Here is a 26,732-nt window from a genome sequence, read left to right as displayed (position 1 = left end):
GAATGCAACCGGGTTTGGGGACAGCTTGAGCACTATCGCATCACCGGGCCCGGATTTCGACGGCACCTTGCTGGGGCGCTTCGGTGGTGCAAGGCCGCCGGCGGAGCCATGGTTCCTGGCGGCTATCGCGCAGGCGCCCGAGCGCAGCTTCTTCACCGTCGAGGGAGCAAGCATCGAGCTGCTGACGTGGGGTGAGGTCGGCAAGCCCGGCCTGCTGTTCCTCCATGGCAATGCGGCGCATGCCGACTGGTGGAGCTTCCTCGCACCGCACTTCGCCGGTGACTATCGCTGCGCGGCGATTTCGTGGTCGGGTATGGGCAAGTCGGACTGGCGCGAGGCCTACGACATCCCGCTGTTCGCGGCGGAAATCCTCGGGGCGATCACGACGGCGGGGCTCGCCGCATCGGGCGCCCCGCCGGTGGTGATCGCGCATTCCTTCGGCGGCTATCCGGCCCGTTTTGTGAGCGCGTACCACCCCGATGCCATCGCGGGCGCCATCCTCGTCGATTCGGCGCCGCCGCAGCCCGAGGGCGGGCCGCCGCCGCGACTGGCGCAGGGGCGGAGCCGCAACCCGCGCTATCCCTCGCTCGCCGAGGCCTTGCGGCGGTTCCGCTTCCTTCCCGAACAAGACGCCGGCCTGCCCGAGATCATCGACTGGATGGCCCGCGGTGCACTCCACCAGTTGCCCAAGAGCGACGACGATCCGGGCGGCTGGACCTGGCGCTTCGACCCGCAGTTCTGGACCAAGTTCGAGCGCCGCGAATTCGACGCCCGCCCGCAAACCCCGGTCGGGGTCATCTATGGCGAGCACTCCAAGCTGTTTCCGGAAGGCCGCATCGAACAGCTCGTCGCCGGGGTCGAGGACTGCCGCTTCGTCACGCAAATCGCCGGCGCGCACCACCATATCCTCGTCGACCACCCGCTCGAGTTGGTGGCCGCGATCCGTGAGGGCCTGCCGAAGCTGGCGTGATCCTATTTCGGCGGCATCCGGATCGCCCCGTCGAGGCGGAACTGGTGGCCATTGATGTAGCTGTTGCGCGCGATCTCGCAGATCAGCGAGGCGAATTCCTCCGGATGGCCGAGCCGCTTGGGGAAGGGGACGCTGGCATTGAGCTGGTCCCACATCTGCGGGTTGCGGTCCTTCATCCCCAGCATCAGCGGGGTCGCGAAGATGCCCGGCATGACCGAGTTCACGCGGATGCCGATGTCCATCAGGTCGCGCGCCATCGGCAGGACGAGGCCGTTCACGCCCGCCTTGCAGCTGCCGTAAATCACCTGGCCAATCTGCCCGTCCTGCGCAGCGACGCTGGCGGTTAGCGTGATACAGCCGCGCTCGCCGTCCTCGTTCAGCGGCTCGCTGTTCGCCATGCCGAGCGCCGAGTGGCTGGCGATGCGATAGGAGGAGACGAGGACGCCCTCCGCCCCGAAGGCATAGTCCTCGGTGGCGAGGCGCTTGTAGCGGCCCGTCTCCTTGTCCCAGCCGAGTGTCTTGCCGCGGCGGCTGGTCATCGCGCAGTGGACGGTGACGCGCTCCTGCCCGTGCGCGTCGCGGGCACGGTCGAAGCCTTCGACCACCGACATCTCGTCGGTGATGTCGACCCGTGCGAAGGTGCCGCCGATGGCCGCGGCGTGCGCCTTGCCGCCCTCCTCGTCGATATCGAAGATTGTCACCTTCAGGCCGAGATCGGCCAACGCCTGCGCGCTCGCCTTGCCGAGACCCGATGCGCCGCCGGTGACGACGGCCGCCATGCCTTCGCAAAGTTCCATGATGCTCTCCCACGCTTTGCTTGTCTGCAAGCCGTGCTATCGCATGCCGCAGCCGCAAGCCAGAGGAGCCGGTTTTCGCGTGACGCCTTTCCTGTTCGCCATGGTCGCCAGTTTTGTTGCCGCGACGGGCTCGCGCGACCAGTTGCTGGTTGCGGGGCTGAGGGCGCGGCTCGGGCCGTCGCTGCCGTTGCTATTGATCGCTGTGGCTAGCGCCGCCATGACGGCGTTTATCGCGGCGTGGTTCGGCGGGCGGCTGGCGCAGGACCTGTCGCGCGATGCCTCGACCATGTTCGTCGCCATCGCGATGCTGCTGGCCGTGTTCGAGTGTGCCTGGCCCAATCGCGAGACGACCCCGGTCGAGCCGACCCGTTCGCTGTTTGCGGTCGCCCTCGTGCTGTTCCTGCGCCAGCTGACCGATGCCTCGCGCTTCCTCGTCGCCGCCTTTGCGGTGGCCTTGGCCTCACCCATGCTGGCCGGGGCGGGGGGCGCATTGGGGGGTGCGGCGGCTGTCGCGGTCGGCTGGGCGCTGGGCGGCGCGCTATCGAGCCGCCTGCCGCTGCGCGCGTTGCGGCTCGGCCTTGCTGCGATCCTGTTCCTGCTCGCGATCTGGCTCGCCCTGACCGCGCGGGGACTGATCGGATAAGGCGATCACGGCGACAGGCTTTCGTCGGGAAACCTGAGGGCGTCCCTCTCGTTGTTGCAGTGCACACATATTCGAAAAAGGGAAATCATCATGGCCGAACTCGGCAACAACGCAAAAGCCGGTCTCGTGACCGCTCTCAATGGCGCGCTCGCGGATACGCTGGCGCTCTACATGAAGACCAAGAACTTCCATTGGCACGTCGCAGGCCCGCGCTTTCGCGATCTTCACTTGCTGTTCGACGAACAGGCCGCGCAGCTTATCGGCACGGTCGATGCGATCGGCGAGCGCGTGCGCAAGAACGACGAATACACGCTGACTTCGATCGGCACGATCGCGTCCCAAACCCGGATCAAGGACCAGGACGACGTGACGATCACCGCCGACGTGATGGTCGCCGAACTGCGCGACGGCAACATGCTGCTCCACAAGCGCCTCGGCGAGGTGAAGGAGGCCGCGGAAGAGGTGGGCGACAACGCCACTAGCGGTATCGTCGACGACTGGATCGACCAGACCGAAGAGCGGATCTGGTTCCTCAACCAGACCTCGAAGTAAGCGAATAGCTATGCGTCAGGCCGCCTTCGCTCTTGGGCGCGGGCGGCCTTCGTGTATCAGGGCGGCATGGCTGACGTAACGATCATCGAGAACGCGAGCGACGCCGACATCGCCGCATGGTTTGCAGAGCGGCTCGGCGCCGCCATGGCCGCGCGCGAGGGGCCGGTGACGATCACCGTGCCCGGCGGATCGACGCCGTTCCCGATCATGGAGAAATTGCTCGAGGCCGATCTCGACTGGTCGCGGCTTGTGGTCTGGCCGGGGGACGACCGGATCGTGCCCGAGGATCACGAGGCCTCCAACACCGGCAAGCTGCGGGCGCTGTTCGAACCGGCGGGGGCGGAAGTGGTGACGCTGAGCGTGATGGAGGCGGTTCCGCATTTCGACCTCGCCTGGCTCGGCATGGGCGCCGATGGGCATATCGCCTCGCTGTTCCCGAACACCGACCCGCAGGTCGACGATCCGCGCGCGATCCTGCGCCTCACGCCCGACCCGCTGCCGCCCGAAGCACCGTTCGACCGCATCAGCCTGACCATCCCCGCGCTGCTCGACAGCGACGGGATCGTCTTCGTCATGCGCGGGGCCGACAAGCGGGCCGTGTTCGATGCAGCACTTGCCGGAGACAGCGACCTTCCGGTTGCGCGCCTGCTGGGCGCGGCCAGTCAGCCGGTGACATGCTTCGCCTGATCCCCGCGCCGCTCTATCGGACGGCGCTCAGGATCGCCCATCGCCTGCGCCATCACTGGCGCAAGTGGCGCGGCGTGACGGGGGAGGGCGTCAGCGTGATCGCGCGCGACCTGGACGGCCAGATCCTGTTGGTGAGGCACAGCTACGGCCCGGCCGGCTGGTATTTCCCCGGTGGCGGTATCGGCCGCAAGGAAACGCCCGAAGACGCCGCCCGCCGTGAACTGCGCGAGGAGACCGATTGCGCCGTCGAGGGGCTGCGACTGCTCGGTGTGATCGAGGAGGAGCTTTCCGGCGCTCCGCACCGCGCGCATATTTTCGACGGCGTGGTCGATGATATGCCCCGGCCCGACGGTCGCGAGGTGATTGAGGCGCGCTTTTTTCCCGTGCATTCGCTGCCCGAACCGCTCGGCCCGCGCACCAGGGCGAGGCTCGCGCTGTGGCAGGCGCGAAGGACCTAGAGCAGCGAAAGCTGTGCGTCGGGTCGCCGCTCGTCCCGCTCGTTCGCGCCTTCCAGCTTCGACAGGGTCAGCCCCATCAGCCGGATCGGCATGGGGAGAGGCAATACGTCTTCCAGCAATCCGCGGCCGATAGCGGCGAATTCGGCCTTGTCTGCGATCAGCCGGTCGACCGTCTTCGCGCGGCTGAAAATCTGGAAATCGGTGTATTTCATCTTCAGCGTGACCGTGCGCCCCCTGGCTTCGGCCCGCTCGATATATCCCCACACGATGTCGATGATGTCCTCCATCGTCTCGCGAAGCTCGCTGCCCGACGAAAGGTCGCGGCTGAAGGTGCGCTCCCCGCCGACGGACTTGCGGATGCGGCTCGATCGCACGGGTCTGAGGTCGATGCCGCGCGCTGCGCGGTAGAGGTAATCTGCAAAGCTGCCGAAATGGGCGCGCAGCCACTCGATGTCCTTCTGCGCGAGGTCGCCGCCGGTCTCGATCCCCAGCCGCGCCATCTTCTCCGCGCCCTTCGGTCCGACGCCGTGGAACCGCCGGATGGGAAGTCCCGCCACGAACTCCGCGCCTTCGCCCGGCCGAATCACGCACAGGCCGTCGGGCTTGTTCTGGTCGCTGGCGATCTTGGCGAGGAACTTGTTGTAGCTCACCCCGGCGCTGGCGGTGAGCTTCGTCTTGGCGCGGATTTCCTGCCGGATCAGCTCGGCGATGCGGGTTGCGCTGCCGATGCCGAGCTTGTCCTCGGTCACGTCGAGATACGCCTCGTCGAGGCTGAGCGGTTCGACGAGGTCGGTGTGGTGGCGGAAAATCGCGCGGATCTGCTGGCTGACCTCGCGATAGGCATCGAACCGGCTCTTCACGAAGATCAGGTCCGGGCACAGCCGTTTGGCGGTGACCGAGGGCATGGCGCTGCGCACGCCGAACTTGCGTGCCTCGTAACTGGCGGCGGCCACTACGCCGCGCCCGCTCGACCCGCCGACGGCGACGGGCTTGCCCTTCAGGTCCGGATTGTCGCGCTGCTCGACGCTGGCGAAGAAGGCGTCCATGTCGACATGGATGATCTTGCGCAGGCCGTCCGCCTCGCCTTCGTCATCGCTCTCGACCCGGTCTGTCATGCATGAAAGATAGGCGAACGGGTTGCAAAGCGGAACCTTGTGCGGCACCCGGCATTTTGTGCAGGTGCGAAATGACCATTACGCTTCCGGCGAAGCCATGCGGGCGCCTTCCAGCGCGGCCAGTCGTACGCCCATCGGAGAGCGCGAGCTGATCTGGATGATGGCGCTGCTGATGGCGTGCAACGCCTTCGGGATCGATGCCATCCTCCCGGCGCTGGACGTCCTTGCGGGCGATCTCGGCGCGCAGGGTAACAACCGCCAGTTCGTGGTCGGGGCCTATCTTCTGGCCGCCGGTATCGGCACGCTGGTGCCCGGCGCCTTTGCCGACCGCTACGGACGCCGGCCGGTCCTCTTCACCGCGCTGTTCTTCTACATCACGCTGTCGATCGCCTGCGCTCTGGCGACGAGTTTCGACATGTTGATCGTGCTGCGGGCGTTGCAGGGGTTCTTTGCCGCCGGCATCATCGCATTGCCGCCGGCGATCATCCGCGACCGTGTGGGCGGCGACAAGATGGCGCGGCTGATGAGCCTGATCTTCGTCATCTTCCTGCTGGTGCCTGCGGTCGCGCCGAGCATCGGGCAGGGCGTACTGATCCTGTTCGGCGACTGGCGCCATATCTTCGGGGCCATGGCGGTGGCCGGCGTGGCGATGACCGCGTGGGTCTATGTCCGCCTGCCCGAGACCCTGCATGAAGAAGACAAGCAGGAGATCCGCATCCCCGTGATCGCGCGCAACATGAAGGCGGCGATCACCCTGCGCGAGACGATCGGCTACACGCTCGGCAGCGCGCTGGTCTTCGGGGGGCTGTTCGGTTTCATCAATTCCTCGCAGCAGCTGATCGGCGAGGCCTTCGGCGCGGGCGACCGCTTCCCGCTGATTTTCGCGATCTGCGCTGGCTGCATGGCAATCGCCAACTGGTCGAACAGCCGTATAGTCGAGCGCTTCGGCGCCCGCCGCGTCAGCCATGTGGCGCTCTTCGCTTTCATCGCCGTGGCGGCAGCGCAACTCTATTACGCCAACCAGCCCGACGAGACGCTGTGGACCTTCGTGCCGCTCATGGCCGCGAACATGAGCCTGCTCGGTTTCATCGGTGCGAATTTCGGCTCGATCGCGCTTCAGCCGTTCAAGCACATCGCGGGCGCGGCCTCTTCCGCGCAGGGCTTCCTGCGAATGACCAGTGGCGCGGCGCTGGGTGCCTACGTCGGCTATCTCTACGACGGGACCGCCCGCCCGCTGGCGACGGCGCTGCTGGCCACCGCCGTGCTCAGCCTGGTCTTCGTGCTGTTCAGCGAACGCGGATCGCTGTTCGGCCCGCCCGAGCCCGAAGAGGCTTAGTTCTCGCTCTCCAGTCTGCGCCAGGCCAGCCCGGCGAATTCGCACAGAAGCGGGCGAGTGTCGCGCGGGTCGATGATGTCCTCGACATTGAAGCGTTCCGCGCTGCGGAAGGGTGAGGTGACCTTGTCGAGCCGTTCGCGGATGGCGGCCAGTTGGGCAGCGGGGTCCTCTGCGGCTTCGAGTTCGGACTTGTAGGCGACCTCCAGCCCGCCCGCGATCGGCAGGCTCCCCCAATCGCCCGATGGCCAGCAATAGCGGTACTGGTAAGTTTCGGCATTGCTCATCGCGCTGCCGGCGATCCCGTACGCACGGCGCAACACGATGGACGCGAGCGGCACACTCGCCTTGTAGATCGCGTTCATCGCCTGCACGCCATAACGGATCGTGCCCGCCATCTCCGCCTTGCGCCCGATCATGAAGCCGGGGTTGTCGACGAGGTGGACGATCGGCAGGCGGAACTGATCTGCCAGCTTGACGAAGCGTTCGACCTTCTCGCTGGTCTTGGCGTCCCAACTGCCGCCGAGATAGCTCGGGTCGCTCGCCAGCACCATCACCGGCCAGCCGTCGAGCCGGGCGAGCGCGGTGATGCAGGTGCGGCCCCACATGCGGCCGATCTCGAACACGGTGCCCTGGTCGAACACCATGTCGAGGCAACGGCGCATCGAATAGACCTGCTTCTCGTCGCGCGGGACGAGGCTGAGCAGCGCCTCCTCGCGCCGGTGGACCGGATCGGTGCAGAGTGAGCGGCGGGCGAGCTGGCCGACATGCTCGGGCATGAAGCTGAGGAAATGGCGCGCGCGGGCGAAGGCCTCGGCCTCGCTGCCGACCTCGTCGTCGACCACGCCGTTGCGTGTGTGGATGCCGCTGCCGCCGAGATCCTCCTTCGCTTGCTGGTGGTCTTCGGGACCCCTGTAGGCCTCGCCAAGGCCATCGACCACGGCGGGCCCGGCGGCGAAGATCTGGCTGAGGCCCTTGACCATGATCGAGTAATGGCTCGCCACCGTCCGCGCCGCGCCGAGGCCCGCGGTCGGGCCGAGTGCGAGCGCAACGACCGGTACGGTGTCGAGGTTTTTCACCACGTCCGACCAGCCGGGGACCGCGGGAATATAGGTCGCGCCGATCATCTCCAGCGTCTTGACCGAACCGCCGCCGCCGGTGCCGTCGATCATGCGGATGATGGGCAGCTTGAGCTCATGCGCCATCTTTTCCGCCTGCACCATCTTGCGGCTGATCCCGGCGTCTGCCGCGCCGCCGCGAATGGTGAAATCGTCGGCAGTGGCCACCACCGGGCGGCCATTGATCAGGGCCTTGCCGAACAGGAAGGGGGCGGGCAGAACGCTTTCGAGATTGCCGTCCTCGTCATAGGAGCCGCGCCCGGCGATCTTGCCGATCTCGCGGAAGGAGCCTTCGTCGACCAGCGCCGCGAGCCGCGCGCGGGCATCCATCTTACCGCGCGAATGCTGGCGCCCGACCTTGTCCGGCCCGCCCATCTGCTCCGCCAGCGCCTCGCGGCGGCGCAGTTCCTCGAGTTCTTTTTCCCAGCTCATGCCTGCCGTCATAGCACCGCGCTATCGCGACGGAAGGGGAGTGGCGATGTCAGAGGACGAAGTCGCCCGCAGTGAGCGAGATCGCGCCGGTCAGGAAGAACTGGAAGTCGCCGTTCCCGCCGTAGTTCGGATTGTCGTAGCCGAGTACGTCGATCTCGATCACGGTCTCGCCGCCAATGTTGACGAAACGCACCTCCCCGCCATTGCCGGAGAAGGGCGCGCTGCCGATGAAGGTCAGCGGGGTATCCGGATGGCCGCCCAGTCGGTTGAGAGCGGACAAATCTATTAGATCGCCCTCGGCTTGCGAGAAATCGGTGACGAGATCGGCCCAGTCGCCCGCGAACCTGACGTCCTTTTCGACGAACACGAACACGTCCGCTCCGGCTCCACCAGTGAGATAATCGGCATAGGCACCGCCGATCAGAACGTCGTCACCCGCGCCTCCGATGAGCGTATCGAGCCCGAAGCCGCCGACCAGCACGTCGTTCCCCCATCCGCCAATGAGAGTATCGTGCCCGTCGCCGCCATAGAGTCGATCGTGACCGTCGCCGCCCCAGATCAGGTCGTCGCCATTATAGCCGTACAGGGCATCGCGCCCTTCGCCGCCGAACAGCGTATCGTTGCCCTTGCCGCCGTAGAGGCGGTCATGTCCCTTGCCGCCATAGAGAACGTCGTCGCCGTCACGGCCGTAAATGACGTCGTCGCCGTCGAGGCCGCGAATTTCATCGGGGTCCGAAGTGCCGTAAAGAACGTCGTCACGATAAGTCGCCAGGGCCGTCATCGAGTCTCTCCTCAATGCGTTCTTTTCACTGCGACTCGATACTCTCTAACCGGCCGGATTGATTGTAACGGAACGACCGGAGTGTACTTCGAGGCGGCAAGCCATCAGTCTTCGGAAGACGGCTCGACCACGCACAGCACCGCCTCGACCTGCACCTGCCCGCCTTCGCTGGCGGAAAGCTCGGTCACGGTCCCGTCGAACGGCGCGGTCAGTGCGTGTTCCATCTTCATCGCCTCGAGCACCATCAACCGCTGGCCCGCGGTGACCGCATCGCCCTCGGCCACATCGACCGCGATGACCTTGCCCGGCATGGGGGCGAGGATGGCGCCGTCTGCGGCGGAGGCTGCACTCCCTGCTCTATAGGCCAGCGATAGCAGGAAACCCTGGCCGCGATCGAAAACTACCATACCGCTATCATCGCGTGCAAAGCGATTGCCGAATTCCTCGTCGGTCGCGAAATCTGCAAAGGTCATGTCGGGTAGCGGCGCTTTCTGGGGTTCCCCATCGACGAACAACGTCGCTTCTTCTTCCGCTTGCCTATTTACACGGAAACCGCGCAAGCCATTGCCAATCGGCCATGTGTTGCCGCCATATCCAGCGGTCTGAACAAGCAGCATCAAGCCTGCTTCAGCCCATCGGTCGCCCAGGGTCGACGGAGCGGTTAAGTCTTCCAAATGTTCGCCGATAAAGTCCGTTGTGACGTCGCCGGAAATAAAAGCATCCTCTTCGAGCAAGCGAGCGAGGAATGACGCGTTGGTCTTGACCGGCCAGACTTCGACTTCGCCACATGTCTTGGCGAGGCTCTGCCGCGCAGCATCGCGAGTGTGCCCATGCGATACTAGCTTGGCAATCATGGGATCATAGAACGGCGAAACATCGGCATTTTGCTCGACGCCAGTGTCCACCCGGATTGGAGCGTCGGGTAGCCAGCCCGGTCCGTTGCCCTCGAAACCGCCTTCCGCCATCGCGAGGAGTACTTGCTGGGGACTAGGCAGGCCGTTGCTCAGGCAAAAGTGAAGCAACCGCCCCGTGCTCGGCAAAAACCCCTTCGCCGGGTCTTCGGCATAGAGCCGCGCCTCGATGGCCCAGCCTTCGATGCTCAACTCTTCCTGCTTTAGCGGGATCGGCTCGCCTGACGCAACGCGCAGCTGCCACTCCACCAGGTCCACCCCGGTGATTTCTTCGGTCACCGGGTGCTCGACCTGCAGGCGCGTGTTCATCTCCATGAAGAAGATGCGGTCGGCGCGCAGGCCGTCGCTGGCGTCGGCGATGAATTCGATCGTGCCTGCGCCTTCGTAATCGACCGCCTTGGCCGCGCGCACGGCGGCGGCGCAGATTTCCTCGCGGGTGGCCTCGTCCATGCCGGGGGCGGGAGCTTCCTCGATCACCTTCTGGTGGCGGCGCTGCAATGAGCAGTCGCGTTCGAACAGGTGGACGACATTGCCGTGGCTGTCGCCGAACACCTGCACCTCGATATGGCGGGGCGAGGTGATCCACTTTTCGAGCAGCACCTCGTCATTGGAGAAGCTCGCCTTGGCCTCGCGCCGGCAGCTTTCGAGCGCGGCTTCGAAGTCCGCCGCCGCGTCGACCTTGCGCATGCCCTTGCCGCCGCCGCCCGCGACAGCCTTGATCAGAACGGGATAGCCGATGGCGTCGGCCTCGGCCTTGAGGCGTTCGACCGACTGGTCCTCGCCCTCGTAACCCGGCGTCACCGGCACGCCCGCCGCACGCATCAGCTTCTTTGCGGCGTCCTTCAGGCCCATCGCCTCGATGCTGCTCGGCTTGGGACCGACCCAGATCAGCCCGGCGTCTATCACAGCCTGCGCGAAGCCGGCGTTCTCGGAGAGGAACCCGTAGCCCGGATGGATCGCCTCGGCCCCGGTTTCCTTTGCGGCGGCGATGATCTTCTCGCCGACCAGATAGCTTTCGGCAGCGGGCGAGGGGCCGATATGCACCGCCTCATCGGCGTGGCGCACATGTAGCGCCTTGGCATCGGCATCCGAATAGACCGCCACGGTGGCGATCCCCATCGCGCGCGCGGTGCGGATGATGCGGCAGGCAATTTCGCCGCGATTGGCGATGAGGAGCTTTGAGATCATGGACGCTCGCTAGCCGCCCCGTCGCGGGCGTTCAAGCTACCAGCCCGCGACGGGGCGGAAATCGTGGCGGCTCCACAGGATCGGTTCGGCGGGCGGGGTCGGGCGGTTCCACAGCGCCTCGAAGAAGGCGGTCGTGACGTGCCAACTCTTCTCCAACCCGTTCACCCGTACGCGCCGGTCCCATGCGAGCTGCCCGCGGGTCAGCACCTTGCGCCCGATTGCGCCATAGATATTGGCCGCCGCCAGCACCGCCCAGCGCTGGCGGAAGCGCAGCTTCTTCGCGCCCAGTTTCGAGGCCTGTTCGTGTTTTTCCATCAGCGCGATAAGGCGGGGCATCATGCCGGCGAGCCTGAAGCGGTTTTCCGGCAGCGCGTGTTCGCCGGCTTCCCACCCCATTGCGTCGAGCCAGCTCTTGGGCAGGTAGCAGCGTCCGGCCTCGGCATCTTCCACGATGTCGCGCGCGATATTGGCGATCTGGAAGGCGAGGCCGAGGTCGCAGGCGCGGTCGAGCGTCTCGCCGTCTTCCTTGCTTACCCCCATGACCACCGCCATCATGATCCCGACCGATCCGGCGACGTGATAGCAATAGCGCATCATGTCGCTTTCGGTCGCCGGCGACCAGCGCGTGGCGTCGAGCGCGAAGCCGCCGATCATGTCCTTGGCCATGTCCCAGTCGATGCCAGTCTCGTCGGCGACGAGACCGAAGGCGTCGAAGGCGAAATCGGCGGTGGGTTGCTCGTCGAGCGCGCGCTTGGTCAGCACGCGGATCGCCTGAACACGGTCCTCGGCGTTCTTGAGGTCGCCCTGGTCGCCCAGCGGGCCGCCCTTGTCCTGGTTGTCGGCGATGTCGTCGCAGCGGCGGCACCAGGCGTAGAGCAGCCAGGCGCGCTCGCGGGTGTCGCGGTCGAACAGCTTCGACGCAGCGGCAAAGCTGTGCGACCCCTCGGCGATCGCCGCGCGCGCCTTTTCGACGAGGAAGTGCCGCTCGCGCCCGCCGCCCGCGCGGGCAGGGGTGGCGCGCAAATTCTGGGTCGTCAGGGGGCGCGGGGTGCTCAGAGGTCGTCGGCCTTCATCTGGAAGATCGGCGTATGCGGCTCGTAAGCTTGCATTTTCTCTAACAGGCTGCCGAGATTGTCGTCGGCGATCAGGATGCCCTGGTGCACGGGGCGCACGAAGCCGACCTCGGCCATCTTGCGGTTGAAGGCGATAAGCTCGTCATAGAAACCGAAGGCGTTGAGCAGGCCGACGGGCTTCTGGTGATAGCCGAGCTGCGCCCAGCTCATCGCTTCCCACAATTCGTCCATCGTGCCGACGCCGCCTGGGATGGTAACGAACCCGTCGGACAAGTCGGTGAAGCGCTGCTTGCGCTCGTGCATGCCCGAAACGGTGTAGAGCTCGGTACAATCGTGGTTGGCTACTTCCGAATTCGCAAGCGCATCGGGGATGACGCCGATCACCTCGCCGCCTGCCTCCAGCGCGCCGCGCGCAGTCGCGCCCATCAGGCCGAGCCGCCCACCACCATAGACGACGCCGATCCCGCGTTCCGCAAGGCCCGCGCCGACGTCGTAGGCCAGCTGGATATAGCGCGGATCCTCGGGCGAGGCCGATCCGCAATAGACAGCGAGACGCTTCATTGGGCCAGCAAATCCTCGAGCATGAGCCCCGCTGTGGCCTTGGCGCTGCCGACGACGCCGGGGATGCCGGCGCCCGGGTGCGTGCCTGCGCCCACGAGGTAGAAATTGTCGATCACGTCGTCGCGATTGTGGCCGCGGAAGAAGGCGCTCTGGGTCAGCACCGGCTCGAGGCTGAAGGCGCTACCCATATGGGCATTCAGATCCATCGCGAAATCGCGCGGGGCGTAGTGGAACTTGGTCACGATACGCGAATGGATATCGGGGATAAGGCGGCGTTCGATCTCGTCGAGGATGCGCTTTTCGAGAATCGGGCCCATCTCCGCCCAGTCGACCGCCAGCTTGCCCATGTGGGCGACGGGCACGAGAGCGTAGAAGGTGCTCTTGCCCTCGGGCGCCATCGAGGGGTCGGTGACGCTGGGGTGGTGGAGGTAGATCGAGAAATCCTGCGGCAGCACGCCGTGATAGTAAATGTCCTCCAGCAGGCCTTTGTAGCGCGGGCCGAACAGGATCATGTGGTGCGGGATGCCGGGCCAGGTGCCCTCGATCCCGAAGTGGACCACGAACAGGCTCGGGCTGAAGCTCTTGCGCGACAGGCTGCGGGCATAGTCCTTGCCGCGTTTCGAGCCTGCCAGCAGGTCCTTGTAGCTGTGCATGATGTCGGCATTGCTTGCCACCGCGTCGAAACGCTGGCGCCAGCCCGAATGCGTCTCGACCTCGGTCGCCTGCGTGCCCAGCGTGTGGACCTGCGTCACCGGATCATGAAGTCGCACGGTGCCGCCCAGCCGCTCGAAATGGCGGATCATGCCGGCGACCAGCCGGTTGGTGCCGCCCTTGGCCCACCACACGCCGCCGTCTTTCTCCAGCTTGTGGATCAGGGCGTAGATGCTGCTGGTCTTCATCGGGTTCCCGCCGACGAGCAGCGTGTGGAAGCTCAGCGCCTCGCGCAGCTTTTCGTTTTCGACATAGCTCGAAACCATCGAATAGACGCTGCGCCAGGCCTGCTGCTTGGCCAGCGCGGGCGCGGCCTTGAGCATCGACTTGAAGTCGAGGAACGGCTTGTGGCCGAGCTTGACGTACCCTTCCTGGTAAACGGCTTCGGAATATTCGAGGAAGCGCTGGTAGCCCGCGACATCCGCCGGGTTGAGCGCCGCGATTTCCGCGAAGAGCTGTTCCTCGTCGTTCGAATAGTCGAAATTCGTGCCATCGGGCCAGTTGAGCCGGTAGAACGGCATGACCGGTTCGATCTCGACGTCATCGGCCATGTCATGACCGGTCAGCGCCCAGAGCTCCTTCAGGCAGTCGGGATCGGTGATGACGGTCGGCCCGGCATCGAAGGTGAAGCCGTCCTTCTCCCAATAGTAGGCGCGCCCCCCCGGCTTGTCGCGCGCCTCGACGATGGTCGTCGCGATCCCGGCGCTTTGCAGACGGATGGCAAGCGCGAGCCCGCCGAAACCGCTGCCGATCACGCAGGCGGTCTTTCCGGTGACCGGGGTTTCGGGGATCGAGGCCTCGCCAGAGACGGTAGGGGGAGTGGTGGTTTCGGCGTTCATCGGGGGCCCTCATGGACGAGCGGCGCGCCCTTGCCAAGCAATGCGCGCACCGCTGCCGGTATCGGTATCGGCGGCTTGCCGATCAGCACCCGTGCCTTGTCCGACAGGGTCGAACGGGCGGCATAGAAGCGCTCGATCAGCGGTTCGGGAAGACGGTAGAAATGCTCGAAGATACGGTAACGTTCCTCGGGCGCCGCGCCCTGGAAGAGCATCCGGCCGAGACTGCGGTAGAAATCGGTCCGCTTCCAGTGGTCCTGCGCACGCTTTTCGAACAGCGCTGCGAGTTGCTCGCCCGGCAGCTTCGCCTCGCGCGCGATCACGAGCGCGTTCTCGACCGCGAAGGGCAGGGTGTAGCTGGTAAGCGGATGGACGAAGCCGCCCCGAGCGCCCGCCCGCACGACGCCCGGCGGGCCGAGCTCGCGCCGATAGGCGGCAAAGTCCCCCCCGGTTATGACCGGCAGGACGCCGGTTTCCCCGCCGACGATCTCGCCCTGCCAGCCCATCTGCTCGCAATAGTCGTCGATCCGCCGCGACAAGGCGCTGCGATCGAGCACCGGGCTGTCGGCATAGTAGGTGTCCTCGACGAAGAGATCGTGCGCGCCCAGCGGCAGGGTGTAGACGAAGCGATAGGCGCCTTCCTGCGCGACCCGGGCGTCCATGACGATCGGCCGCGCCATGCCGTGCGGTGCGTCGGTGCGCAAATGGCGGCCCATGAAGACCTGCCAACCGCCGCGCAGGTGCGGGGAGGGCGCGACATTGCGGCAATCGATCACCACGCGCGCGGGGATGTGGTCGCCACCGTCGAGCGTCAGCCCGTCGGGTGCCAGTTCGGAGACACGGGCGCGCAGCCGCAGCGCTTCCTGCGGCAGGAGCCGGCGCAGCGTGGCGTCGAAATCGCGGCTGCCGAGTGAACGATAGGAGGAGGCGAGCGTGCGCGCCTGGCCGGGGAACAGGACCTCGTAGCCCTTGTCCCACTCCGTCTTGCGGAATTGCGCGATCAGCGCCTCGCCGTCAGGGTCGAGATCGGTCGCGAACCAGCTCCAGCGGTGGTTGCCGCCGAAATCCTCGCCCGCCTCGAATACGGCAAGACGCAAGTCGGGATGCGCGCGATGCACCGCCAGCGCGGTCAGCCCGCCGGCCAGCCCGCCGCCCACGATTGCGATGTCGATCATGCGCCCTGTCATCGGGGGACGGGCTTAGGCAGGAACGGCGCCTGCGGCAATCGCCAGCTTCGCGCGATGGCGGCGAACCACGCCTATTCGGCGTAACAGCTTTCGAAATGGCCCGTCATCGCCTTCTCGACCACATGCTCCAGCGCGGCGTCCTCATCGGGCGTGAAATCGTCGTTGTTCAGCGCGAACTGGAGCGCGTGCATCTGCTCGCGCATCCCGAGGAAGGTGATGAACCAATCGCTGGCGGCGAGTTTCATACCGACTTCCGCAATCCGCTCGCGATGTTCACTGTTGCGCAGGGCCTCGCGTTGCGCGGCCTTGTCCGCATCATAGGCCTCGCGCGAGATCGAACTGTCCTCGTTCGCGCGAATGTCGGCCAGCGAACGGGTCGCCACCTCGCTCTCCTCGGCGAGCGCAATCATGAAGCGGCCGTCCTCCGAAGCATAGAATTCCGCCGCCTGCGCCGCCTGCTCCGCGGTCATCCGCTCGCTGACGAGCGCCAGCAAACCCGCGCGGTAGGTGTCCACGGCCCGCCCGTGCGACTTCGTCATCACCGGCATCGACGCACTGGCCATCAGCTTGAGCGCGCCGGGGCACTCGGCCTCCATCTCGACCAACTCGGGATCGCGCCGGGTTTCTTCGATCATGCTCTGTTCGGCGTTGTCCGTGAAAGCGACCATCATGCGCTCGCGGCTCGCGAATGCGTCGACGAAAGCCTGGTGGGGGTTGCCGTCCTGCGCGGTAGCAGGCGCGGCCAGTGCGATACTTGCGCAAAGGCACAGGTATTTGATTCTTTTCAGCCGATCCATCTTTTTGAATTACCCCGATACTGCGGGTTTTCAAGTGATGAGATCTGGGACGGGGGAACGCGTGGCGCTGCGGTGTGTTATAGGGCCGAAACGGGGAACCCATTATGACCACATCTCTTCGCGCCCTCGCGATCGTCGCGACCGGCCTGATCGCCACGCCGCTTGCCGCGCAGGACGCCGCCGCGCCCGCCGGCCCGCCCTCTGGCGAGGATACGGTGTTCGACGACACCTGGCTCAGCGTCGGCATCGGCGGGATCTATACGCCCAGCTACGACGGGTCGGACGATTATACCTTCTCGGTCATCCCGATCGTGCAGGGTCGTCTGGGCCCGGTCGGCATCGATCCGCGGCCGGCCGGCCTCGCGCTCGATTTCCTGCCCGATGCCGAAAATGGCGTCGACATCTCCGCCGGTGTCGCTGCACGCATTCGCCGCAACCGCGCGAGCGACATCAAGGACCCGGTGGTCGAGCAATATGGCGAGCTCGACACCGCGATCGAGGTCGGGCCGACTTTGGGTGTGAGCTTTCCCGGCGTGCTCCACCAGTACGACAGCCTCAGCTTCAATGCGGACCTTCTGTTCGACGTCGCGGGTGCGCATGGCGGGATGACCGTGAGCCCCAGCGTCACCTATTTCACGCCGCTCAGCCGCGCGGCAATCGTCTCGCTGACGCTGAGCGCCAATTACGCGAACGATGATTATGCCGATTATTATTACACCGTCCCTGCCGCGCCCGATATCGATCCGGCGGACCGCCTGCCGACCTTCCAGGCGGACGGCGGGTTCGACAAGGCGGGCGTGAACCTGCTGTTCGGCTACGATCTCGACGGCAATGCGCTCAACGGCGGTCTCGCGCTGATCGGCCTCGCCGGCTATTCGCGCCTGCTGGGCGATGCGAAGGACACGCCCTTCACCAGCATTCGCGGCAGCGCGGATCAGTGGATGGTGGCAGCCGGAGTGGGCTACACCTTCTGAACTGCCATCGCTGAAATAAAGAGGGGCGGCCCCGCTGGACCGCCCCTTCTCGCGTCACTCTTCCTCGCTCGAAAGGGCGAGGGTGGGCCGGGCATCGGGCATTGCCGCATCGCGATCGCCGGTCTTCAGGTAGGTGTCGAACCAGCGCATCATCCGCAGATTGTAGTCGTAACGCGCGGCCGCCTTCTGGTTGCCGTGACCTTCGCCCGGGTAGAGCACGAGGCGGACCGGCACCTCCGGCTTGCGCACCTTGATCGCGCGGTAGAGCTCGTAGCTCTGGCTCGGTGAGACGCGCGTGTCTTCCTCGCCATGCAGGATCAGCAGCGGCGTGTTCGCCTTATCGACATGGTAGATCGGCGAGACTTCCAGCATTTTCTGCCAGTCGTCCCACGGCCAGGCGCGGCTGTGGACGTTGTACATCTCGTAGGGGATGTCGGTCGTGCCGAACTTCGAGATCTGGTTGGAGATGCCGACGAACATGACCCCGGCGGCGAATTCATCCGACAGTGCGGTGGATGACCACGCGGTAGCATAGCCGCCGTAGGACCCGCCGGTCACGCCGACGCGGTCGGCATCGGCAATGCCCGCCTCGACCAATGCCCGTTTGGCATCGACGAGGTCGGTGAATTCGGGATCGGTGTAGCGTCCCTGGTGCTGCTTTGAAAAGGCCGTGCCGTAGGCGGTCGAGCCGCGATAGTTCGGGAGGAAGACCGCATAGCCCTTGCCCGCCGCAACCTGGCCGGGCGCGCTGTAGCCCGTGTTCCAGCCATCGCTTTCGTGCGCTTCTGGTCCGCCGTGCACGTCGAGGATCAGCGGAGCGCCACCCCTGGGTACGCCGCCGACGGGTTCGATCAGGATGCCTTCGACCTGCTGGCCGTCGCGCGCGGTATAGGTCATGGTACGCTGGGCGCCGAAGGTGATTTCGGACAGCCACGGGTTGTGCGTCGTCCAGCGCTGGAATGTCCCGCCTCCCGCAGCAGGCGCCCAGACGAACAGCTCGCCCGGATGTTTGGCGCTGTCGGCGCGCACGGCAATCTTGCCGCCGCCGCTTTCGACCGCGGTCAGCAGCAGGTCGCCGCCCGCGTGCTCTTCCGCCACGCTGCCGTCGGCATTGTAGATCCGCAGCGCGCTTTCCGCCCCCTTGTGGATCACCGCCGCCAGCCGCCCGTCGGCGAGCCATTCGGCGTCGACGGCCGCCTCGGGCGCGCCAGCATTGAGCGCGCGGTAGGTGCCGCTCGCCACATCGACGAGGTGAAGGGTGGTATCGGCCGGATCGTTCATGTCCACACCGGCAATCATCGATAGCTGCGTGCCATCGGGCGAGATTTCGATGTCACCCAGCTTGCCGGGCGTTTCAACCACGGCGCGGACCTTGCCCGAGGCGAGGTCGATCACATGCGCGCGCTTGGAGGTATATTCGTCGTCGATCTGCGGGGTCGGGGCGCTCTGCACGATGCCGGTCCGCCCGTCCGGCGCCACGGCGAAACCGCTCACATAGCCCGGGATGGTCACCGCGCGCGGATCGCCGTCGACTTCGGCACCGACGCTCGCGGCGAACAGGCGATTGAGCTTCGCCTCTTCTTCGTAGACGATGGCGTTGAAGCCCGCCTTGGATTGCTTCTCGCGCGCCTTGTCCTTCTCTGCAGCGGCGAGCATCCAGATCGTCGATCCGTCCGCCGACCATGCGTAGGAGCGCACGTCCGCACCGGCGACCGCCGCCAGCTTGCGCTGGGCACCGCCGTCGACCGGGATGCCCCAGACCGCGCGGTCTTCCTCGCCGTCCTTCCATACGAAGCTCACCATCCGGCCATCGGGCGAGAAAGCGATCGAGGAGGCGCTGATATCGTCGGGCAGGAACTCGCGCACGTTGCCCGGGCCATAGGCCATCTTGAGCTGCAGCGTGGTCGACCCGTTATCCTCGCCCTCGGTCACGTCGGGCAGGCTGGCGGTCGTGTAGGCCACCCGACTGCCGTCGGGCGAAACGGCCATGGTGCCGACGCTTTCCAGCTTGGCGACATCTTCCGGCGTCATCGGGCGGGCCTGCGCCTGCGCGGCGAGCGAGGCGGTGGCAAGGAGCGTTGCGGCAAAAGTCGCGGCGCGAAGGGTCATCTGTGGTCCTCTCTGTTGTCTTGCGTGGCGCCCTCATAGCGATGCGGGCGGCGAGGGCAAACCGGGGCTTGCCGGCGACGGGGCGAGCGGGCACACACGGCGCCAAGAGGAGAGTCCCAGATGCGTAAACTTGCCCTGTTCGCCGCCAGCCTGCTGACCGCGGCCGCCGCCCCGGCGATGGCCCAGACCACGGTCATCCATGCCGAGCGCGTGCTGGCCGATGCTGCGAGCGAGCCGACCGGCCGTGCGACCATTACCGTGACCGACGGGCGCATCGTCAGCATCGTCGACGGCTGGCAGGCAGTGCCCGAAGGCGCGACGATGGTGCATCTCGAAGGCAAGACCGTGTTGCCGGGCCTGATCGACCTGCACACCCATCTCACCGGCGATCCGGGCGGGGATTTCTGGAAGGAGGCGACCGAGCCCGACGAGTGGGGCGTGGTCGTCGGCGCAAAAAACGCCGCGCTGACTTTGCGGGCGGGCTTCACCACCGTGCGCGAAGCGGGCAGCGCGCCGCACACCGCCTTCTCGCTTCGGCGCGGCACGGAGGAGGGCATGGTCCTTGGCCCGCGCATCGTTGCGGCAGGCCCCCCGCTCGCAATTGTCGGCGGACATGGCGACGTCTCGGGCTTCCGGCCGGAGGTGAACGAAATCCTCGACAGTGGCTTCACCTGCACCGGCGCGGTCGAATGTGCCGAGAAGGTCCGCCTCGCCAGCCAGAACGGATCGGACGTCATCAAGATCACTGCCACCGGAGGGGTGCTGAGCCAGCAGGGACGCGGGCTCGAGGCGCATTTCAGCGATGCGGAAATGAAGAGCATTGCCGACACCGCCCACTCGCTAGGCCTGAAGGTCATGGCGCATGCGCACGGTGCGCGCGGGATCGAGGCGGCGGCCAGGGCGGGCATCGATACGATCGAGCATGGCACCTATATCGACGCCGCTGCGGCCAGGGCGATGCGCGACAACGGCACCGTGCTCGTGCCCACGCTGATGGCGTTCCAGGGGATCAGCGAGCGGCTGGGCAAGGGCATCTACACCCCCGTGGTCGAAGACAAGGTCCGTGCGGTGGCGCAGCAGGCGGGCGTGTTCATGGGGCAGGCCTTGGACTGGGGCGTCACCATCGCCTTCGGGACCGATGCGGGCGTGTTCGACCATGGTCGCAACGCGCGCGAATTCCGGCTGATGCGCGCGCAGGGCATGACCGACCGGCAGGCGCTCGCCAGCGCCACCACGGTCGCGGCGCGCGTGCTCGGCATGGAGGGCGAGATCGGCCGCCTCGCGCCCGGCTACTCGGCGGACATCATCGCGGTGGACGGCGATCCGACGAAGGACGTGACCGCGCTGGAGCAGGTCGACTGGGTGATGGTGCGCGGCCGCGTCGCGGATTGAGGAGTCTGCCGTTCGTCGAGCCGCACAGGTCCGTCGTCCTGAATCGCTTTGAGGGCGGGGGCCATGTGTCCTAGCCGGGCAACACACGAATCCAGGGGAATATCATGACGTCACTCCGCCTCGCCCTTGCCGGCGCCACCGCCCTTTCCTTCGCCACGATCGCCGTGCCGTCCGTTGCCGTCGCGCAGGATGCGACCACCGCCGCGCAGGAGCAGAGCGAGCACGACAAGCTGTTCGCCTTGTTCGAGGAATCGGACAAGCGCGCGCTCGAACTGAACCCGCTGGGCCGTCTGTTCCGCGGCGACGACAAGGATGCCGACCGCCTCGGCGATTTCCTGACCGACTCGAGCTTCTACGCGAACCGGCTCGACACGCAGCTCAACCTCGCGCTGCTTGCGCAAATCGACCGCAGCAAGCTGAGCGAGACCGACCAGCTCGCCTATGACGTGTTCAAATATACGCAGGACGATGCGCTGCGCGGCCAGACCGACGAAATCCGCGCGCTGACCGAAGTGCGTCCGATCAACCACTTCTTCGGCTTCCACACCTTCTATCCCAACTTCGCCAGCGGCAACGGCGCCGCGCCATTCAAGACCCTCGCGAATTACGAGGACAACCTCAGCCGCCACGACGATTACATCGCCATCACCGACCGCGCGATCGCCAAGTCGCGCGAAGGCATGGAAAGCGGGGTGCTCGAAACCAAGCTGACCATCGGGCGGGTGATCGAACAGCTCGACACGCTGCTGGCGGTGCCGGTCGCGGATTCGCAGTTCATGGGGCCGACCAAGGCCTTCCCCGAGGATTTCTCCGCTGCAGACAAGACGCGGCTGACGGCGGCCTACGAAGCCAAGACGAAGGAACTCAACGCGGTGCACGAGCGGCTGCGGAATTTCCTGCGCGACGAATACCTGCCCGCCGCGCGCGATAGCATCGGGCTGAGTGAGATGAAGGGCGGTGCAACGCTTTACGAACAGCTGATCGAGAGCACGACCACGTTGCCGCTCAAGGCGGACGACATCCACCGGCTGGGCCTGAGCGAAGTGGAGCGGATCAAGGGCTCGCTCGAAACGCTCAAGGGCGAAGTCGGCTTCGAGGGCACGCTCAACGACTTCTTCGACTATGTCCGCACCGATCCCAAGTTCCAGCCGGAAAGCCGCGATGCGCTGACGCAGGATTACTACCGGATCGGCAAGCTGGTCGACGCGAAGATCGGCGACTATTTCTCGCTGCTGCCCAAGTCGGAACTCAGGATCGAACCCTATGACGTCTCGATCGAGCGGTTCCAGGCCGGCGGGTCCTACCAGCAGGGCACGCCCGACGGTTCGCGCCCCGGCACCTTCTATTTCAACGCCTACGACCTGCCGAGCCGCCTGACGACCGGGAACGTGACGCTCTACCTCCACGAAGGTGCGCCGGGGCATCACTTCCAGATCAGCCTCGCGCAGGAGAATACCGAGCTGCCGGCCTTCATGCGCTTCGGCGGGACGACCTCCTTCGTGGAAGGCTGGGCGCTCTATGCCGAGACGCTAGGCTACGACATGGGCCTGTTCGACGATCCCTGGGCGCGCTACGGCACACTGCAGGACGAACAGCTGCGCGCCATGCGGCTGGTGGTCGACACCGGCATCCATTCCAAGGGCTGGACGCGCGACCAGGCGATCGCCTTCATGCTCGACAATTCTGGCATGACCCGCACCGAGGTCGAGAACGAGGTCGATCGCTACATCGCCATTCCCAGCCAGGCGCTCGCCTACAAGATCGGCGCGCTCAAGATCCAGGAATTGCGCACGCGCGCGCAGGAGAAGCTGGGCGATCGCTTCGACATCAAGGCCTTCCACGCGCAGGTGCTCAACACCGGCGGCCTGCCGCTGCCGGTGCTCGAGGCGAAGATCGACCGCTGGATTGCTGCCGGCGGGAAATAGGCAGGTCATAGCGAGGCCATAGACGGGGCGGTGGCTGCGGCTCCCGCCCCGTCTTGATTGTGCGCCTCGCGGGTGACAGCTGTGCCGCCCCTCTTGGCAGCGCCTCGCACTCGCCCCTAGACGGGCGGGAACGGGGTCCGGGGAGGCTGCATGCTCGATTTCCTTCGCAAGGCTGACTGGCTCACGCGCGAGCGGGTGCGGGGCTACGCACTGCTGGTGGGGCTCGCTTCGCTGGCCCTGCTGGCCAACAGCTACATGAAGGCGATGGGGCCGGAGGGCACCGATTTCCTCGCCTTCTGGGGCGCGGGCCATGTGACCGCCGCCGGCGATCCGGTGGCCGCCTACGACCTGGCGGTACAGGAACGCGTGCAGACCGGCACCGGCAGCACCGGCTGGTTCGCCTATGTGAACCCGCCGCCCTTCCTCTTCGCCGTCAGGCCCTTCGGCGCTTTGCCTTTTCCGGTGGCGTGGATCGCCTGGGTGCTGGTGACCTATGCGCTGTGGGCCTGGGCGTCGATCCGGGCATTCCCACGCCTGTGGCCGCTCGTTCTCGCCTATCCGGGCGCGCTGATAGCGGCGGGCCATGCGCAGACCGGGCTGCTGACCGGCGCGCTGCTGGTCTTGGCAGCGCATGAGGTCGCGCGCCGCCCCGCGCTGTCCGGCGCGGCCATCGGCGCCTTCGTCATCAAGCCGCATCTCGCCGTCCTTGCGCCATTCTGGTTTGCGAGCGGCGGACACTGGCGTGCATTCTTCGCCGCCGGTGCCACCGCCATCGGCCTCGTCATCGCGTCCTGGCTAGCATTCGGCAGCGAAACGCTGCTCGCCTACACTACGAGCTGGCAGGCGAGCGGGGCATTGATGGAGGGGATCAACGCCGATTTCCTCCTCCGCATGACGACCTTCTTTGCGCAGGCCCGGCTGATCTTCGGCGATACCGCGGCGCTGATCGCCGGCGGGCTCTCGGCCCTGACGGCGCTCGTGGCGGCGCTGCTCGCCCACCGCAAGTTCGCCGGCGACACGCGGGCCGTCGCGGCAGCGGTGCTGGCGGCGACCGCGCTCGCCTCGCCCTACCAGTTCAATTACGACCTGCCGTTTCTGATCTTCCCGACGCTGTGGCTGGTCGAGCGCGGATTCGCCAAGGGGTTCCGGGCTTACGAGAAGCTCGGCCTCGCGCTGCTGTGGTTGGCGCCCTATGCGACGCGGGCCGCCGCGCTGCCGCTCGGCATCAATCTCATGCCGCTGGCCGCGCTCGCCATCCTCATCCTCGTCTGGACCCGCGGAACCGCCAGGGCGGGAACCGAAACGATTACATAGGGTTTGTACTCATCAGGACGGAGGCAAAGCATTTCATGAGGTTGGCCCATGTCGAGCATGTCCTTCCACAGTAGCCGCCCCGATCGGTGGACAAAACCCAAGTCTTATAGTGACAGTTCGCTGCGTTATCAGGCACATGGGAAAATACTTCCGATGGAGGAGCCCGGGTTCCTGGCCCGTTTGTTCGGGCGGCGCTGAGGGTTCAGTCAAAGGATAAGGGGCCGGAGGGTGGCATTCCCCTCCGGCCCCTTTCTCGTTTTGCGTGGGTCCGGCTCTTTCTGTCCGCGCCCGGGTGGACGACCTAGTATTCGTCCGGTTCTTCTGCCGTATCGGCGTGGTAATCCCTGCCTGCCGTGCGGTCTCCGCGGGCGAGCTTGAACACCACGCCGCTCAGCAGGGCGAGCGCCAACAGGTTCGGCAGTGCCATCGCGGCATTGGAGATGTCGCCGAGACGCCAGACCAGTTCGCTCGGCTGCGCCGCGCCGATGAAGATCACCACGCACCACAACACGCGCCAGGCCATGTGGAGTTTCTTCTCGCCACCGCGGGTCGAGCCCTTGAACCGATCGTAGATGAAGGTAATCGCCCGCTCGCCGTAATAGCTCCACGTCAACAGCGTGGTAAAGACGAACAGGATCAGGGCGATCGAGGCGATCAGCGTGCCTATCGGGATCGATGCGATCTCGAAGGGGAAGGCCGCCGCAAAGGCACCGCTGGTCATTTCGAAGCCGACACGGTCCGATTGCCAGGCATGCGGGACGGACTGTCCCCCAGCCGTGAAATCGCCACGCACGGTCAGGATCACCAGCGCTGTCATGGTGCAGATCACGATGGTGTCGATGAAGGTGCCCAGCATCGCCATGCGGCCCTGCTGCTCGGGATCGTCGGTCTGCGCCACCGCATGGGCGATCGGGGTCGAACCCTGCCCGGCCTCGTTCGAAAACAGGCCGCGCGCCACGCCGGCCCGGATCGCCATGATGATGGCGGCACCGGTAAAGCCGCCCACGGCGCTCTGCGGGTTGAATGCGCCGTTGAAGATCAGCGCGAAGGTCTCGCCAAGGTCGCCGAAGTTCAGGATGAGGGCGATGAGGGCCATCACGATATAAGCGGCCGCCATGAACGGGACCACCTTCTCGGCCACGTTGCCGATCGACTTGATCCCGCCGATGATGACGATGAACACGATGACCGCGGTCAGCAGGCCGCCCAGCCATTCGGGCAAGCCGAACAGTTCGTTCATGCCGTCCGCCATGGCATTGGCCTGGATCGAATTCCCGGTGACGAGCGCGGAGAACAGCGTGCCGAGGCAGAAGACCACCGCCAGCCAGGTCCATTTTGGGCCGAGGCCCATCATGATATAGCTCATCGGCCCGCCGCGCTTGACGCCGTCGCTGGTGGTCTCGCGGTATCGGATCGCCAGCGATCCTTCGGCGAAGGCCAGCGCCATGCCGAACAGGGCGGTAATCCACATCCAGAAGATCGCGCCCGGCCCGCCGAGCGCGATCGCGGTCGCGACGCCGGCCAGGTTCCCGGTGCCGACCTGGCCCGAAAGCGCGGTCGAAAGGGCTGCGAAGGGCGAAATCTCGCCTGCGCCTTCACCCTTGCGGCCGGCGAACAGGCCCTTGATCGCCGCGCCGAACCTGGTGATCGGATAGAAGCGCAGGCCCACCATGAACCACAGGCCGACGCCCAGCAGGATGACCGCCAGCGGCGGGATCGGAATGACGCTCTCGCCATTCCAGGTGCCGCCCCAGATGAAATCGGATATGTTGGTGACCGGCTCGATCAGCCGCTCGCCCAGACTTGGTGCCTGGCTTGGTGCCATTGCGAAAATTCCCCTCATGCGACCCGGATGGGCAAAGCCCGGACGCTAGGGGCCGTGGGCGCGCTTGAAAAGGGCGGATTTGCCGGGAGTCCACCGCTTGCCTTTTCGCGTGCCAGCGCCTAGATGCGCTTCCGTCTTCCGACATTGGGAATCACGAATGCCCCTCCCGGACCTTGAACCGGGGTGGCGAGAAACCCTACCTGAAAGGGACGTGACGGAAGCGAAGACGATTTTTTGAGCGAGAGTGCGTGAGCATGGCAGATCAGAAGAAGACCAGCCCCGCGGAATTCATCCGCCAGGTCCAGGCCGAGGGCAAGAAGGTCGTGTGGCCGACGCGCGAGGAAACCGTGCGCACCGCGATCTTCGTGGGCATCCTCACGCTGATCCTCTCGCTGTTCTTCCTCGGCGTCGATTCGCTGTTCAGCACCGTTGTGCGCTGGCTGCTGACGCTCGCCTGACACCGCCACTTTCCGACAGGGTAATCCAAACATGGCACGCTGGTACATCATCCACGCCTATTCCGGCTTCGAGAACAAGGTCCGCGATTCGATCATCGCCGAGGCCGAGCGCCTTGGCCTGTCCGAAGGCGTCGAAGAGGTCGAAGTCCCGACCGAGACCGTGACCGAAGTGAAGCGCGGCAAGAAGGTCCAGGTCGAACGCAAGTTCATGCCCGGCTACGTGCTGGCCAAGCTGAACATGACCGACGATGTGTACCACCTCGTCAAGAATACCCCCAAGGTGACCGGCTTCCTCGGCACCAACAACAAGCCGCAGCCGATTTCCGACAAGGAAGCCGCGCGCTATTTCGGCGGGGTGGAAGAAGCCAAGGCCGCGCCCAAGACTCAGGTCAGTGTCGATTACGAGATCGGCGACCAGGTCAAGGTGCTCGACGGCCCCTTCGCCAGCTTCAACGGCCTCGTCGAGGAACTCGATTTCGACAAGCAGAAGGTCAAGGTCTCGGTCTCGATCTTCGGCCGCGCGACGCCGGTCGAACTCGACTTCGAACAGGTCGAACTGGTCAAGTAAGGCGCGCCTTACCCGCC

Annotated in this window: 24 protein-coding genes; 12 read left to right on the top strand and 12 right to left on the bottom strand. The window is 65.9% G+C overall.

All coding sequences use genetic code 11. The features are described 5' to 3' along the window. Positions 1 to 25 precede the first annotated feature (25 nt). Positions 26 to 970 carry an alpha/beta fold hydrolase gene (locus tag K3172_RS13840; protein ID WP_221590997.1) on the top strand — a complete coding sequence of 315 codons (945 nt, stop codon included), beginning with the start codon at positions 26 to 28 and terminating at the stop codon, positions 968 to 970. Between the two features lie 2 nt (positions 971 to 972). Here K3172_RS13840 and K3172_RS13835 read toward each other — a convergent pair whose 3' ends face one another. Further along, positions 973 to 1,767: an SDR family oxidoreductase gene (locus K3172_RS13835; protein ID WP_221591218.1), complete on the bottom strand. Its 795-nt coding sequence runs from the start codon at positions 1,765 to 1,767 to the stop codon at positions 973 to 975. 79 nt (positions 1,768 to 1,846) lie between these two features. Here K3172_RS13835 and K3172_RS13830 point away from each other — a divergent pair, with 79 nt between their 5' ends. The 4 genes from K3172_RS13830 to K3172_RS13815 all read left to right on the top strand — a co-directional run bounded on the left by K3172_RS13830 (position 1,847) and on the right by K3172_RS13815 (position 4,107). Then, a complete protein-coding gene (locus tag K3172_RS13830) occupies positions 1,847 to 2,410 on the top strand; it encodes a TMEM165/GDT1 family protein (RefSeq protein ID WP_345725660.1) in 564 nt (187 codons plus the stop codon). A 90-nt stretch (positions 2,411 to 2,500) separates the two neighbouring features. Then, a complete protein-coding gene (locus tag K3172_RS13825) occupies positions 2,501 to 2,962 on the top strand; it encodes a Dps family protein (RefSeq protein ID WP_221590995.1) in 462 nt (153 codons plus the stop codon). Between the two features lie 66 nt (positions 2,963 to 3,028). Beyond that, positions 3,029 to 3,649 (top strand): 6-phosphogluconolactonase, encoded by a 621-nt coding sequence (locus K3172_RS13820; protein WP_221590993.1) that lies wholly within the window; start codon positions 3,029 to 3,031, stop codon positions 3,647 to 3,649. Next, on the top strand, positions 3,637 to 4,107 hold the full coding sequence (locus K3172_RS13815) for an NUDIX domain-containing protein (protein ID WP_221590979.1): 471 nt from the start codon (positions 3,637 to 3,639) through the stop codon (positions 4,105 to 4,107). Before K3172_RS13820 ends, K3172_RS13815 begins: the two co-directional genes overlap by 13 nt. Here K3172_RS13815 and dinB read toward each other — a convergent pair. Beyond that, positions 4,104 to 5,222: a DNA polymerase IV gene (gene dinB, locus K3172_RS13810; protein ID WP_221590978.1), complete on the bottom strand. Its 1,119-nt coding sequence runs from the start codon at positions 5,220 to 5,222 to the stop codon at positions 4,104 to 4,106. The genes K3172_RS13815 and dinB overlap by 4 nt on opposite strands. A gap of 97 nt (positions 5,223 to 5,319) precedes the next feature. On the opposite strand from dinB, the gene K3172_RS13805 reads away from it, so the two are divergent. After that, on the top strand, positions 5,320 to 6,558 hold the full coding sequence (locus K3172_RS13805; RefSeq protein ID WP_221591216.1) for a multidrug effflux MFS transporter: 1,239 nt from the start codon (positions 5,320 to 5,322) through the stop codon (positions 6,556 to 6,558). Here the strand turns inward: K3172_RS13805 and K3172_RS13800 are convergent. The 8 genes from K3172_RS13800 to K3172_RS13765 all read right to left on the bottom strand — a co-directional run bounded on the left by K3172_RS13800 (position 6,555) and on the right by K3172_RS13765 (position 16,150). Beyond that, positions 6,555 to 8,105 (bottom strand): acyl-CoA carboxylase subunit beta, encoded by a 1,551-nt coding sequence (locus K3172_RS13800; protein WP_221590976.1) that lies wholly within the window; start codon positions 8,103 to 8,105, stop codon positions 6,555 to 6,557. The two genes, K3172_RS13805 and K3172_RS13800, sit on opposite strands and share 4 nt — an antisense overlap. 49 nt (positions 8,106 to 8,154) lie before the next feature. After that, a complete protein-coding gene (locus tag K3172_RS13795; protein WP_221590974.1) occupies positions 8,155 to 8,886 on the bottom strand; it encodes a calcium-binding protein in 732 nt (243 codons plus the stop codon). A 104-nt stretch (positions 8,887 to 8,990) separates the two neighbouring features. Next, positions 8,991 to 10,985, bottom strand: coding sequence for an acetyl/propionyl/methylcrotonyl-CoA carboxylase subunit alpha (locus K3172_RS13790; protein WP_221590972.1), 1,995 nt, complete (start codon positions 10,983 to 10,985; stop codon positions 8,991 to 8,993). 36 nt (positions 10,986 to 11,021) lie between these two features. After that, positions 11,022 to 12,008 (bottom strand): phytoene/squalene synthase family protein, encoded by a 987-nt coding sequence (locus K3172_RS13785; protein ID WP_247718175.1) that lies wholly within the window; start codon positions 12,006 to 12,008, stop codon positions 11,022 to 11,024. 29 nt (positions 12,009 to 12,037) lie between these two features. After that, positions 12,038 to 12,619 carry an LOG family protein gene (locus K3172_RS13780; protein WP_221590969.1) on the bottom strand — a complete coding sequence of 194 codons (582 nt, stop codon included), beginning with the start codon at positions 12,617 to 12,619 and terminating at the stop codon, positions 12,038 to 12,040. After that, complete coding sequence (locus K3172_RS13775; protein ID WP_221590967.1) at positions 12,616 to 14,169, bottom strand: phytoene desaturase; 1,554 nt, start codon at positions 14,167 to 14,169, stop codon at positions 12,616 to 12,618. The genes K3172_RS13780 and K3172_RS13775 overlap by 4 nt, the downstream gene beginning before the upstream one ends. Then, positions 14,166 to 15,353, bottom strand: coding sequence for a lycopene beta-cyclase CrtY (crtY, locus tag K3172_RS13770; RefSeq protein ID WP_221590965.1), 1,188 nt, complete (start codon positions 15,351 to 15,353; stop codon positions 14,166 to 14,168). Before crtY ends, K3172_RS13775 begins: the two co-directional genes overlap by 4 nt. Before the next feature lie 71 nt (positions 15,354 to 15,424). Continuing rightward, a complete protein-coding gene (locus K3172_RS13765; protein WP_221590963.1) occupies positions 15,425 to 16,150 on the bottom strand; it encodes a hypothetical protein in 726 nt (241 codons plus the stop codon). Positions 16,151 to 16,254: 104 nt separating this feature from the next. Here K3172_RS13765 and K3172_RS13760 point away from each other — a divergent pair, with 104 nt between their 5' ends. Further along, positions 16,255 to 17,124, top strand: coding sequence for a MipA/OmpV family protein (locus K3172_RS13760; RefSeq protein WP_221590961.1), 870 nt, complete (start codon positions 16,255 to 16,257; stop codon positions 17,122 to 17,124). A gap of 54 nt (positions 17,125 to 17,178) precedes the next feature. Here K3172_RS13760 and K3172_RS13755 read toward each other — a convergent pair whose 3' ends face one another. After that, positions 17,179 to 19,233 (bottom strand): S9 family peptidase, encoded by a 2,055-nt coding sequence (locus K3172_RS13755; RefSeq protein ID WP_221590959.1) that lies wholly within the window; start codon positions 19,231 to 19,233, stop codon positions 17,179 to 17,181. 120 nt (positions 19,234 to 19,353) lie between these two features. On the opposite strand from K3172_RS13755, the gene K3172_RS13750 reads away from it, so the two are divergent. The 3 genes from K3172_RS13750 to K3172_RS13740 all read left to right on the top strand — a co-directional run bounded on the left by K3172_RS13750 (position 19,354) and on the right by K3172_RS13740 (position 23,864). After that, the gene (locus tag K3172_RS13750) at positions 19,354 to 20,625 is read left to right on the top strand and encodes a metal-dependent hydrolase family protein (protein ID WP_221590957.1); all 1,272 of its coding nucleotides are present in this window, start codon (positions 19,354 to 19,356) and stop codon (positions 20,623 to 20,625) included. A 104-nt stretch (positions 20,626 to 20,729) separates the two neighbouring features. After that, positions 20,730 to 22,550, top strand: a complete 1,821-nt coding sequence (locus tag K3172_RS13745) for a DUF885 domain-containing protein (protein WP_221590956.1) — start codon at positions 20,730 to 20,732, stop codon at positions 22,548 to 22,550. Between the two features lie 150 nt (positions 22,551 to 22,700). Further along, positions 22,701 to 23,864: a glycosyltransferase family 87 protein gene (locus tag K3172_RS13740; protein WP_221590954.1), complete on the top strand. Its 1,164-nt coding sequence runs from the start codon at positions 22,701 to 22,703 to the stop codon at positions 23,862 to 23,864. A gap of 301 nt (positions 23,865 to 24,165) precedes the next feature. Here K3172_RS13740 and K3172_RS13735 read toward each other — a convergent pair whose 3' ends face one another. After that, on the bottom strand, positions 24,166 to 25,689 hold the full coding sequence (locus tag K3172_RS13735) for an alanine/glycine:cation symporter family protein (RefSeq protein ID WP_221590952.1): 1,524 nt from the start codon (positions 25,687 to 25,689) through the stop codon (positions 24,166 to 24,168). 254 nt (positions 25,690 to 25,943) lie between these two features. On the opposite strand from K3172_RS13735, the gene secE reads away from it, so the two are divergent. Together secE and nusG are read left to right on the top strand one after the other, a co-directional pair. After that, entirely contained in the window at positions 25,944 to 26,147 is a 204-nt protein-coding gene (gene secE, locus K3172_RS13730) for a preprotein translocase subunit SecE (RefSeq protein WP_221590950.1), read from the top strand. Positions 26,148 to 26,178: 31 nt separating this feature from the next. Beyond that, positions 26,179 to 26,715 carry a transcription termination/antitermination protein NusG gene (gene nusG, locus K3172_RS13725; RefSeq protein ID WP_221590948.1) on the top strand — a complete coding sequence of 179 codons (537 nt, stop codon included), beginning with the start codon at positions 26,179 to 26,181 and terminating at the stop codon, positions 26,713 to 26,715. Positions 26,716 to 26,732: the final 17 nt, after the last annotated feature.

The sequence above is a fragment of the Qipengyuania proteolytica genome, from assembly GCF_019711565.1.
In the GTDB taxonomy this organism is placed as follows: Bacteria; Pseudomonadota; Alphaproteobacteria; order Sphingomonadales; family Sphingomonadaceae; genus Qipengyuania; species Qipengyuania proteolytica.
The sequence above is the reverse complement of the archived record's forward strand: the minus strand, read 5'-3'. Positions and strand labels throughout refer to the sequence as shown.